Source organism: uncultured Microbulbifer sp. (genome assembly GCF_947498635.1).
Taxonomy (GTDB): domain Bacteria; phylum Pseudomonadota; class Gammaproteobacteria; order Pseudomonadales; family Cellvibrionaceae; genus Microbulbifer; species Microbulbifer echini.
Genome location: NZ_CANMKV010000063.1, coordinates 1 through 11,463 on the forward strand (window position 1 = coordinate 1; position 11,463 = coordinate 11,463).

Sequence of the window (11,463 nt, forward strand, 5' to 3'; positions counted from 1 at the left end):
TTACAAAAGAAACCTGCGCGTGTAGCATCCTACTTCCGGCATGAATCGATTAAATATGCAGCATAATGGAACTATTTATCCGCCGGGTTAATAGTAGCTCTGGGTGAGGATAGCGGCGCCACCGGTATCAATGGTGGCTAGCAGGATAATTCAGGAACCAATAGCGGGGCGGTTTATATCTTTACCCACAGTGAAAATGGCTGGCAGCAGCAAGCTTACCTAAAAGCCAGCAATACAGATGAATATGATTATTTTGTTAATGTCAGCCTCAGCGGTAATGGACAGACCCTCGCAGTAGGAACTAGTTGGGAGGATAGTGCTAGCACGGGCATCGACGGTGACCAACAGGATAATTCCGCCTCAGCTAGCGGCGCTGTGTATATCTATTAGCACCTTAGCGGCCATGAAACTGGATTTATAGCTTAAAGCGTAATTTAAAAACTCACTGCCCGGACTTAAAAAGCCCCCAACTAACAACGGGGGCTTTTTTATTGGATGCATTTCACTAATTCGTTTTACTTTTCCCTATCCGACCAAACCGCGAACTCATTGCCACTAGGCTCGGTAAAATGAAAACGTCGACCGCCGGGAAAGGAGAAAACCGGCTTCACCACGGTACCACCGCAGCGCTCGACTTTTTGCAAAGTATCTTCTAAATCAGAGCTGTATAAAACTACCAGCGCTGCGCCGTTTGCGGGTTTACTCTGCTGCTCGGCGAGGAAGAATCCACCATCGAGGCCTGCATTAGAGAACGCCGTATATTCTGGACCGTAGTCTGTAAACTCCCAGGCGAAAGCCTCGGCAAAAAAAGCCTTGGTTTTCTCTAAACTACTGGATGGAAATTCCACATAGTTGATTTTTTCATGTGTAGGCATTCTGGTCCCTCCCCTATAATATGCCTTTGTGGCTTTAGGTTATTCTGGGTTTTTCCGGGGTATCTACTAGCCGAAAGCTGCCATTGGCTATCGCCAGGGGGTGGTCATTATGCACAATCACGGCCCGATCCATCATCAGATCAAAATCCAACATGGCATACAGAACCACCCCACGCCTGCCTTGATAAATCTCCGGCCAATAAATCAATGTGGCCATACGCACTCCCAGAGGCTCGTAGCAATAACGGGCTTCCCCCAAATGCTTTCCAGGGGAAGTGATATAACAACTGGTCTCTGTTTCGTAACTGACAATATGGGTGGAAAGGTCGGGAAAATCTCCCTGCCTGGAGTAATGAGTGCCAGTCCACTCCAGGCTCAGCCCCTTAAGGTTTTCGAATGTTCTCGACATAAAATTCATATTCCCCATTAATCCTGTAGTCCCAGTATGGTCGCAAATAACAGAGGTGGAGCTCAGAGGTCATTTTGGGGGAAATGTGAAAAACAGCGACGAGCAAAAAAAAGACCGCACCACCAGGGTGCGGCCACTCGCTTCTAGGGAAAAGCTACATGCTTGTAAAACACCGGCACTGCCCAGCTGGAACCAAAAACCTGCTGAGCAATATTCCGAATATTTATTATTAGTTAAAAATCAAAATAATTCAGCGTGGCAAAGAAATATTTACTTCTTGAGAAACACTATCCTCAGCGCCTTCGCTATCACTCACAGTGAGCGTAATTTCGTATTTGCCGGTTTGCGCGTAACGGTGTAACGCCCAGCGCCCACGACGCTGCACTCCATCCCCGAAACCCCACTGATATTGCAGTTTGTTATCTCCGCTGTACTGGCTGCGATCTTCCACCAAAATCCAGCGGAAAAAACGATGCAGTTTGAATTTAGCTTGCAGTGAAGCCAGATCTTCTTTTACTTCAACGATCTGCTCCTGTATGGATCGCACACCGCGGTCGTCTTCCACCTGAAGCCGTACCAAATAGCTACCTGCAATATCGAAGCTGTGGCCGGGATTCTGTTCGGTACTACTTGCGCCATCGCCAAAATCCCAAAACCAACTCACCAGCTCCCCGTCCATATCGCGGCTGTTGTCGATAAAGCTGACCAGCAACCCTTCGGATTCCCAGCGGAATTCTGCCGTCGGCGCCAGGTTACCTGCACCCAGATCCAGCTCAACGATTAAGGGATCGTGATCGGATGCGCGGTAAGGGCCGGTGGAATAGAGATTTTCCTGCTGCTCCGCACTCTTGTATTCAGTGTTGTAGTCGAGCACACGCGGTTCATCAGCATTGATATGCCAATCCACCGCGGCAGTAACTAACGGAGCCAGCGAAGGACTGGCAAGGGCGTGATCGAGGTAGCCAGACTGGCCGTTATAGACATAGGAGTAAGCCTTACCGGCACCATACCATTCGAGTAGGTCGGTGTAACCGGCCCCCTTCAAGACGCTAATGGGGTTTTCCATGGCGTAGCTGTTGAGGTCGCCCAGCACTAGTATGCGGTCGATTCCAGTTCCAGTGGGATCACCATCAACCCAGCTCACCAGGGCATCCGCAGCCTGGGTTCGTAGGGCATTCCAACACCCCTGGCCATCACCCTGGTCGCCATTCAGACTGCCATCATTTGGGCAGCTGCCCTTGGATTTAAAGTGATTAACCACCACGGCGAGCTCTTCGCCAGAGGAGAGTTCGGCAAATGCCTGCAGCAGCGGCTGGCGGTTGCCAAGATCGAAGGGGTAATCCTGCAAGGTAACGGTGCTACCGATTGGCATAACACGGTCGCTTCGGTAAATCATGCCCACAGCGATTTCATCATCGCCGAGTTGGGTAAGGTCCGGTTGCACAAACTGGTAGCTCTGCCCGGAGGTTGAGCTGTTCAGTCCATTAATCAAGTCCTGTATGGCGCTGTCCGTGCCATAGCCATCGTTCTCAATTTCCATCAGGCCGACAATATCCGCATCCATACGCAGAATTGCGGAAATAATTTTTGCTCTCTGACGCTCGAATTCTTCCAGAGTATCGGCACCACGCGCAGTGGGGAAACCACCCCCATTGCCATCGCCATTGAAATAATTCAGCACGTTAAAACTGGCTACGCGCAGACTGCCATCACCCGGCAAAATCGGCGCTTCATCGCGAAAATTGACCGGGCTAAATTGTGGTACTTCCACCGGGTGCACACGGTAGGCGCCGAAGCCATAGCCCATAACACCGGTCAGCCCTTGTAGGGTGTCGCCGCTGCGCAGGGTATTGGAAGCGCTGAGCACTGACGCCGGATAGGGCATTTCCTCAGGGTTTTGTACGGTGGAGCCATCGTCCAGAATAATCTGGTTGAGCGCGTTGGCTTCCACCTGTGCCGCTGCCGCTGCGCCGGGCCTGTTATTGTGGGTGGGAATATACAGGCGGCCATTGGACAAAATTACTTCGCCATAGCGGCCCAGATTGTAATGGCCGTTGACGGTGAGACTCTGCGAGAATTCAACCAGCATCCCTTCGAGTTGCTCCTGCTCTTCTGCTGAGCTAAATGGCATCTGCACATTGGCCGCCGTTACCTGGTAACCACTGCCGCAAATGCTGACGCCATCCACCTGATTCAGTTCGGTGAACTCGTAAAACTCATCGACAATACCGCCAACACGCACTAGGTCCCCAACCTGTACATCCACACCGAAGGCATTATCATGGATAAACAGCCCCTCGGAAGTGGTATCCAGTCCATCCTGATCGCCATCTTCTTCTTGCAGGAAGAAACCGGCAAGGCCGGTATTGGGGTCCTGGAAATTACCGACGACCACCGCTTCAATTTCGTGGCGCTCCCCTTCGAATGCACTTGCCGATCCACCGCCCTGTACTTGGCTAATTAATGTGGCGGCATCACCACAGGCGCCCAGCTCAACACCGCCATGGTCATCGCCGCCACCATTACCGCCATCGTCAGCGCCGTGCCAACCGAGATGGGCAAAACTATTCAGGCCCGAGCTGGTCCATTCCTGAGCGGGATCGAAGGCACTGCTGCCATCGCTGCGGCCAACACCTACATCCAGATTGCGCACCAGTGTTTGATTTTGTGTGCCGAGACTGCTATTGCCCCACTGGCTTCCGGGGTCTGTGCCGATCTGGCCGATCACATCGACAAAACCACTGGGGCCTACCAGCGCTACGGCATCATCGCCATTAAACAGGCCACTGGTGTAAACCTGGTCGGCCTGATCCAGTAGCGCCGTATCGGCACTGCCGTGGGCCAAGACAAATACCGCACCGCTCTGCAGAGAGCCACTCAGAGCAATATTCGCAGAGACGCTATCGGCTCCATTGAAAAAAAGCTGGATAGCGTAATCGCTCAAATCAATCGCAGTTTCTCTGCCATTAAAAATTTCTAACGCTTTATTATTACCGCTGCCCTCAATGTACTCCGAGATAATGAGATCGCTGGCTTGGACCTCTGCAGCCATTAGTGGAAGACCCAGGGCTGCCAGAGCAGCCAAGCCAAATTCTTTCATTGTCTTATTTCCCAGTTACCCGATTCGGATTAAGCGGCAGAAAGAGTGGCGGGAAATTCCTAAATTTCGATGAAAAAAATATGAAGTTTATGTTTCAGTAGCTCTATTTGGCGACTCACCTACAATTGGCTTTCAAACTGAGTGCGGGCTATCAACCCCCCGCACCCCGAAAAAACTATCAAGCCGCTATTTGCATTTATCCCGCGACGATATATAGTCATTTATATAATCACTTATATAAAAACCTGAGCATGCACTACAGCCAATTGGGAACTCGCCTCAGGCACTTGCTTGAGCTACTGGATGGCGACGTCAGTAAATGCTATAGCGCCTGCGGCCTCGAGCATTACAAACCGCGCTATACACCGGTAATGCGCGCACTCATGCATAAGCGGGACGTCACGATCGGCGAGATTGTAGCCAGTGCACGATTGTCCCAACCTGCCGTTAGCCAGACCGTTAAAGATATGGTGACGCAAGGGCTGGTGGAATTAGTGACCGGCTCAGATGCCAGGGAACGCAGAGTTCGCCTGACTCGCAAAGGTATTTTGCTCCTGCCACGCTTAAAAGCGCACTGGCTAGCTACTGTATATGCAGAAAAATCACTCAACACAGAATTACCCATACCTTTGTCAGACCTATTGGACACCGCCATTAACGCCCTGGAAAAACATCCTTTCCAAGATCGAATACAGGGGCAAATACCTGCGGAGATGAAAAAGCGATGAAACCTTCTCTAGCCCTCATCCTGGCCCTACCCTTACTGCTTTCCGCCCATTCAAGCCAGGCCGAAGAAAAATGCCGTTTTAATACCCACACGATTATTAAAGCGGCATCCGCCGCGATTAAGGATCAATATGTACTGTCCGATAAAGCCCATACCCTATCGGAAAAACTCGCTGCAATCGCTGACTCTACTGAACTAGAGCAGCATTGCCATGACCCCCAAGCCTTCTCCAAAATAATCACTGAAAAAGTTCGCGAGCTCTCCGGCGATCAACATTTCTACCTGGAACATATTGGTGACAAAGAGAAATCCAACAATTGGATAGCGCAATGGCGAGCCGCAGCCCCAAAAAATAATTATGGCGTAAAGAAAATTGAAATATTTCCTGGAAATATTGCCTATATATCCCTTTCTTCTTTCCATACTTTTGAAAATGCCAAGCATACTTTGGGAGCAGCATTTACTCTGGTCCAGCATAGTGACGGCCTGATTTTGGACCTACGCGATAACGGCGGGGGCGACGAAGATACTGCAAATGCTATTCTTAAATCCTTTATTGACAGCTCTCTATCATTCCCTTTTGTGATAGAGAGCAGAGAAACGAAAATAGAACCGAAGCGTATCAGTTCCCTACCCTGGCCAGTCTATGGCACGGAAAGACCATTGGTTATCTTAATTAACAACCGATCCTTTTCCGCCTCCGAGAGTATTGCCTTCTCTCTACAACAATTGGGCAGGGCCACAATTATCGGCAGTGCCAGCGCCGGTGGGGCCCATATGATAGATGCCCCTCAATTCCTGCCATTTGGATTTGAGATTGGCATTCCCAATAGCCGCCCGATTTCTACACTGGCTAAAGGTCCGATTAATTGGGAAGGGCATGGGGTAAAGCCCGATATTGAGGCCGCTGATCAAGATAGTTTACAGATTGCTCTAAAAACGATAAAAAAACAAAGTGAATCGTAAATCGTTTAAATGGACCTAGGTAATGGGGTTTAAGGATTAACAATGGTCACCTTTCTGCAACCGATAACCAAGGACAATTACGAAGCAGTTTGCGATCTAGATGTTTCCAAGGAACAGCAGAAATATGTCGCCTGCAATATGTGGTCACTGGTAGAGTCACAGTTCAATAGTGAATATGAAACCCGCGCTATTTATTCTGGGGAAAGTCCTGTTGGTTTTTTAATGTGGGTGAAGGAAAACCATGAAAAAATCTCTATATGGCGTTTTATGGCTGACCAGAAACACCAAAAAAAGGGGATAGGCCGAACTGCGTTGGAGCTAGCCTTGCATGAGATCAGGCAAACACCCAATATCAAACAGATAGAAATTTGCTATAACCCCACAAACCCAATAGCCAAAGATTTCTACTCCAGCTTTGGCTTTGTAGAAATCGGCATGGATGACGATAACGAGGACATGCTTGCCATAATCGATCTCTCCAGCTTCAAAAATTCAGTTAACGATAGCACCCTACCAAAAGAGATCTAAACTCACTGCAGATAAATGCTAACTAAACGGACAGGCAGGCTTGGCGCCACTCCAGACCGGTAAATCGAGATCTTCTTTATTGTCTGATGGCGCCCCTCTGCGACTCTTAAAAGAACCTTCCGCTATGGTCAGGCGCATCAAAGCTGTACCCTTGCGTTCCTGCACACTGGGAGTGCGCACCTGACTCCAACGGCCGGGCTCAATATCCTCAATGATGGATGCAAAAATCGTGTCAAATTCCTTCGGATTCTGCACCCGCTCACCACGACAAAACAAAACAACCGAGCGATAGTTGGCGCTATGGTGATACGCGGACTTGGCCAGTACCCACTCGTCGTAGCGGGCAAAAGAAATACATACCTGCTGCCCCGATTCCAATAACTTCTGTAAACGGCTTTTATTGGGCACATGAAAATACAAAAAGTCCCCATGGCGCCATACCGTCATGGGAATAACAATCACTTCACCATCCTGGGTAAAACCAATATGCCCCAGCTTCAGTTCATCGACCAAACGATAAATATCCTCGCGGCGATAACTGGCCCTCTTGGCAGCACGGCGCACCCGGCTCTTTCCCGAAACCGAAAAATCGCTCTTTAAGGAATTTGAAGTATCCATTCAGAAAGCTCCCATAACGATATTTAAACAAGCTATATCGCCAATATAGGGAGTTACTGGTACTCTGATTAGATCCAGTTTTAGCTAACTTATGGTGCCAGTTTGAGTAGCCCTGATTTTGCCGACTTAACCCTGGACCCCAGGCAACCGTTACAAAGCCAGCTATACCGCAACCTGGTGGAGTGGATTTGCAGCGGCCGTCTCGCAGCAGGGAGCAAGCTCCCCTCCTCTCGTAGACTATCCTCCACCCTGAATATCAGCCGCAATACGGTCACACTAGTGTTAGAGCAGCTCAAAGCCGAGGGCTTTGTTACCAGCCATGTCGGACAGGGCGTTTTTGTATCTAGCGCCCTGCCCGCTTACGTACAGAAACCACAGTACCAGGCATGGCATTCCCAGGACTCCGATGGTACAGCTCCCTTACCAGGGCTCTCAGCCCTTGGCCAAAAGCTGCAGACTGCCACGGCATTTAAAACCGACAGCGGCGTATCTCTACCTTTTTCACCGGGTATACCGGATCTCAATGCCTTTCCCTTATCTATTTGGTCCAGACTCTATAGGCGCCACAAAGATAGGTTTCCACTACTTGGCTATGGACACAGCCAGGGCCATCCACCCTTACGCCAGGCACTGGCAGAATACCTGCGCAGCTGCCGCGGAGTGCTCTGTGATGAAGACCAGATCATCGTAACCAATGGCGCCCAGGAAGCCTTGAGCCTGTGCGCACAAGTGCTACTTGGCCCCGGAGATACCGCCATCATGGAAAACCCTGGCTACCGCCGCGCCCGCTGGGTGTTTCAAGCCTGCGGCGCCAAATTGGCATTGGCCGAATTGCAAAGCGGCTATTTAGACGTGGATGCACTAACCAAAAGCAAACTGCATGGCAAAGTCCTCTACACCACGCCAACCCATCAGTACCCCATGGGCGGAGTCATGCCTGCCAGTGAACGGCTAAAGCTGTTGGACTGGGCCAGCAAGACGCAATGCTGGATTTTAGAGGATGACTACGACAGCGAATTTTCCTTTAAGCACAAACCTGTCGCCGCTCTCCAGGGAATGGCAGAGCATACCCCGGTTATCTATATGGGCAGCTTCAGTAAAAGCCTGCAGCCCGGCCTGCGTTTAGGTTACATAATCGTTCCCAAACCCTTTGTACAGGCATTTGCTCGAGCAAAGGAAATACTCTCCGGCCACTCCCCCCTACTTGCCCAGGCGGTTGTGGCCGACTTTATTGACGAGGGACACTTCGTACGACACCTGCGTAAAATGCGCATCAACTATCGGGAAAAATGGCTGCATTTTTGCGATTTGGCACGAGATAAACTTGAACCCCAGGCGCAACTCATCGCAAGTAGTGCCGGAATGCACTTGGTACTCGCCACGCCCGGCAGGAATGACCTAGAACTGTCAAAGCAATTAGCCCAGCACCGCTTCGGTAGCACGCCACTTTCTTTTTTCTATCCCGACAAATCATTGAACCATGGCCTGGTATTGGGGTTTGCCAATACCAATAAACAACAACGAGAGGACTGTATAGAGCTTCTGCAGAGTTTTTAACACACTCATTCAGCTAGCAAACTTTCAATATCATTATTATTGGCAACAGCATTTATATGCCATGGTCAGCAGAAAATATTGTTAGTGTATCTCCTATATACACTCACCCAGTGTATGCTTGGCCAGCCCTAGCCTGAAGTTATCCACACTTTCCTATTGCCGATAAAGACAACAACTTGGATGGATACACGCTGAAATAGCGAACTTTTTTGGCACAAGTATTGATCTATGGGGATCGAATTCAACTAGGCTGGGTTTATGCACAATTCCAGCCAAACTTTAGATACTAGCCAAGAAAAAACGGCAACCTCGCCAACTGCATGGCTAGCCATGATAAGCCTTTTTTTAGGTGCCGCCTGTATCCAACTGGTCATTATGCGCTATCTGAATGGCGAGATGGCACCGCAGCCCTTTGCAGCCGCATTAGAACAGCTTATTCGAACGGAAGAAGCCCCCGCAGCCCTTAAATCTTTAGCCACATTTTTCACCCCGCACATCATCAGCCTGACCTACTCACTGCATTTAGCCATTCTACTTGCCGGGGTACTCTTGATATTGCGGGTATTAATGACCCTAGGCGCCCTACTCATGTTTGTGGGCTTCATAGTATTATGGGGCTTTACTTATATGGGCGAAAATAGCTGGTTCTTTGAATTTTTATCACCGGCTTTTTATGCATTAGTCTTAGCCGTAAGCAACTATAACCTCACCCCAAATATTCAGAAACCATCCGATCAAGCCTCACCCCATCCAACCCCCTATCACCAGCGTCTATTGGGCAGTATTCCGGCACCCGATATAAGCTTTTTGTCCTGGTGCCTCTGGGTGATTGTGGTATCTAGCGTATTGTTTGCGATATTTTTGATGTCGCGCAACGGCGGCACTCACATACTTCTAGCCAGCCTTTTATCCAGTATCACCATTGCCGCCCTAGCAATACTTTCAAAATTTTTAGACCGATATCGCATGGCCTTACAGACAGAACAATCCAACCTACTGGTAGGGCGTTGGATTAACCTGTTCACCATCACCATTGGTGTTATGTTGATTTTCCAGGTTTATGAAGACAGCTTACTGAACTGGTTTACCGTAGAGGGCTATAGAGGGCTGGTGAACTCCTATGTAGAATACGGAAACACCCCGTTATGGTTTCGCAACGCATTAGCCTGGGTTGCAGAGCATGCCAATATTTTTATGCCCATTCAAAGGATTTTCGAAGTCTCTGCCGCAATTTGCATGGTCATATTAGTTTTTCGGTTCCCTATCGTTCTATTGACTAGCGGACTATTCGCCATTCTCTCCTTTACCGAATTCGGAGTAACCAATGTTTGGCCCCCAACCCCTGGAAAACCTCCAGCCTGGGTGTTTGAGCTACTACTCACAACTTTGGTGAGCTTAACCTGTGGTCTATACTATTTTTTTGATATGTTAAAGCACAAATCCTTTCGTTACTGTCTGCTAGGAAGTAAGATTTTCGATTCCATATCAAGATTTGACAAACGTTTATTTTTTTCCTTATTTTTCATGCTGTGGATAATCGTATTATCCACCCCCCCTACCAGCAAAGAAAGCGACATCCTCGCCTTGCACTTGACCTTTTTATCAATTGTTCCTTTATTTTATATTTTGCTACACATAGATAGATTTAGAATAGAGAATAAATAGATTTAGTTATCAATCAACCTTAGGATCCACCGAATAACCCTAAGGTAATTTGGTACTACTCACCTACCCAGCAAGGCCACATTAAATTATGTATCAAGTGAATTTTGCCAATACGGAATATATTCGGAAACGCCGCAAAAATCACCGAGAGAACATTCTTTCTAAGATGGATGTCCTTATTCCACGGCAGCGACTGGAAATTCGGGCAGCCCCAGTTATCCACTAAGCAAACGTACCGACAGCCGTACCCTCTGAGTGACAAGTTAGGTTTTGATTTAACATTAGAAGTTAATTTTTCAGAGATCCCATAAATCGCCCCCAGAAGATTTATCTGGCATAAATTATCTGGCAGACCATTTCCTGGTGCAAATATAGATCTTTGTGCCTTTTTAAGTTACTCGCTTTTTATTCTAAGTATAACTCTTCCCTAGAAAGACAACCGCTTGTTGCAGCATCTCACCAGTTACGCTTCATGCTTTGCATACTTGGCAGGGCCCAATATTTAAGCGCTGATGCCATTGACCAGGGCGACATCCTCGCAATCCAACAATACACCGAAGCTCTCTATTGATCGTCGATGGTTACCTTTCCAATAACTGGCGATTATTGCTTGTATGCATTCATATTTTTCCAAGCTATAAACCTAGTATCGCGCACTCTCTATCAACTGATAGTAGCTCACGGATGCTTTTCTCTTGGTCTTTAGAGGCGCCAACTCTGCCGGCTGTTCCCTATTACCAATTGTGCTTGTTATCCGAAAAAAAGTAGCATTATTCTCTATAACTGATGGAATCACTTAAGACTATTTAGATATTCACCTGAATCGTTTGCACCAACTATGGGATACGTTTATTAAATTTCCTAGATAGCCAACTATTTATGAACCCGCCCTTTATACCTCCCACTCATACATACCACCATTTATCGCACTATGAATAAAAAGGGAACCTCTGAATAATTCCGAGCCAATTTGGTAGTATTCAGTTATCCGTCAAGGCTACGATAGATCATGCACCAA

Annotated in this window: 10 protein-coding genes; 6 read left to right on the forward strand and 4 right to left on the reverse strand. The window is 48.3% G+C overall.

All coding sequences use genetic code 11. The features are described 5' to 3' along the window. Positions 1-177 precede the first annotated feature (177 nt). A complete protein-coding gene (locus Q1A69_RS20480; RefSeq protein WP_366525619.1) occupies positions 178-390 on the forward strand; it encodes a hypothetical protein in 213 nt (70 codons plus the stop codon). Between the two features lie 125 nt (positions 391-515). Here the strand turns inward: Q1A69_RS20480 and Q1A69_RS19180 are convergent, their stop codons facing one another. From Q1A69_RS19180 to Q1A69_RS19190, 3 genes are all read right to left on the reverse strand, one after another. Further along, on the reverse strand, positions 516-875 hold the full coding sequence (locus Q1A69_RS19180; protein WP_299589215.1) for a VOC family protein: 360 nt from the start codon (positions 873-875) through the stop codon (positions 516-518). 34 nt (positions 876-909) lie between these two features. Then, positions 910-1,284: a hypothetical protein gene (locus Q1A69_RS19185; protein WP_299589217.1), complete on the reverse strand. Its 375-nt coding sequence runs from the start codon at positions 1,282-1,284 to the stop codon at positions 910-912. A 250-nt stretch (positions 1,285-1,534) separates the two neighbouring features. Then, positions 1,535-4,384 (reverse strand): ExeM/NucH family extracellular endonuclease, encoded by a 2,850-nt coding sequence (locus tag Q1A69_RS19190; protein WP_299589220.1) that lies wholly within the window; start codon positions 4,382-4,384, stop codon positions 1,535-1,537. A gap of 287 nt (positions 4,385-4,671) precedes the next feature. Here Q1A69_RS19190 and Q1A69_RS19195 point away from each other — a divergent pair, with 287 nt between their 5' ends. From Q1A69_RS19195 to Q1A69_RS19205, 3 genes are read left to right on the forward strand one after another with little or no spacing between them, the layout of a single operon-like run. Further along, positions 4,672-5,112 (forward strand): helix-turn-helix domain-containing protein, encoded by a 441-nt coding sequence (locus tag Q1A69_RS19195; protein ID WP_299589223.1) that lies wholly within the window; start codon positions 4,672-4,674, stop codon positions 5,110-5,112. After that, complete coding sequence (locus Q1A69_RS19200) at positions 5,109-6,077, forward strand: S41 family peptidase (protein WP_299589226.1); 969 nt, start codon at positions 5,109-5,111, stop codon at positions 6,075-6,077. The genes Q1A69_RS19195 and Q1A69_RS19200 overlap by 4 nt, the downstream gene beginning before the upstream one ends. A gap of 42 nt (positions 6,078-6,119) precedes the next feature. Further along, on the forward strand, positions 6,120-6,605 hold the full coding sequence (locus tag Q1A69_RS19205) for a GNAT family N-acetyltransferase (protein WP_299589229.1): 486 nt from the start codon (positions 6,120-6,122) through the stop codon (positions 6,603-6,605). An 18-nt stretch (positions 6,606-6,623) separates the two neighbouring features. Here the strand turns inward: Q1A69_RS19205 and Q1A69_RS19210 are convergent, their stop codons facing one another. Next, positions 6,624-7,223 carry a pyridoxamine 5'-phosphate oxidase family protein gene (locus Q1A69_RS19210; RefSeq protein ID WP_299589232.1) on the reverse strand — a complete coding sequence of 200 codons (600 nt, stop codon included), beginning with the start codon at positions 7,221-7,223 and terminating at the stop codon, positions 6,624-6,626. Positions 7,224-7,325: 102 nt separating this feature from the next. On the opposite strand from Q1A69_RS19210, the gene Q1A69_RS19215 reads away from it, so the two are divergent. Both Q1A69_RS19215 and Q1A69_RS19220 read left to right on the forward strand, forming a co-directional pair. Beyond that, entirely contained in the window at positions 7,326-8,780 is a 1,455-nt protein-coding gene (locus Q1A69_RS19215; RefSeq protein WP_299589235.1) for a PLP-dependent aminotransferase family protein, read from the forward strand. A 258-nt stretch (positions 8,781-9,038) separates the two neighbouring features. After that, positions 9,039-10,445 carry a hypothetical protein gene (locus tag Q1A69_RS19220; protein ID WP_299589238.1) on the forward strand — a complete coding sequence of 469 codons (1,407 nt, stop codon included), beginning with the start codon at positions 9,039-9,041 and terminating at the stop codon, positions 10,443-10,445. Positions 10,446-11,463 lie beyond the last annotated feature (1,018 nt).

What these genes read in the sequence shown, in the direction of transcription:
- Q1A69_RS19180 (WP_299589215.1), bottom strand. Translation starts at nt 875, where the DNA reads ATGCCTACACATGAAAAAATCAACTATGTGGAATTTCCATCCAGTAGT.
- Q1A69_RS19185 (WP_299589217.1), bottom strand. Translation starts at nt 1,284, where the DNA reads ATGTCGAGAACATTCGAAAACCTTAAGGGGCTGAGCCTGGAGTGGACT.
- Q1A69_RS19190 (WP_299589220.1), bottom strand. Translation starts at nt 4,384, where the DNA reads ATGAAAGAATTTGGCTTGGCTGCTCTGGCAGCCCTGGGTCTTCCACTA.
- Q1A69_RS19200 (WP_299589226.1), top strand. Translation starts at nt 5,109, where the DNA reads ATGAAACCTTCTCTAGCCCTCATCCTGGCCCTACCCTTACTGCTTTCC.
- Q1A69_RS19205 (WP_299589229.1), top strand. Translation starts at nt 6,120, where the DNA reads ATGGTCACCTTTCTGCAACCGATAACCAAGGACAATTACGAAGCAGTT.
- Q1A69_RS19210 (WP_299589232.1), bottom strand. Translation starts at nt 7,223, where the DNA reads ATGGATACTTCAAATTCCTTAAAGAGCGATTTTTCGGTTTCGGGAAAG.
- Q1A69_RS19220 (WP_299589238.1), top strand. Translation starts at nt 9,039, where the DNA reads ATGCACAATTCCAGCCAAACTTTAGATACTAGCCAAGAAAAAACGGCA.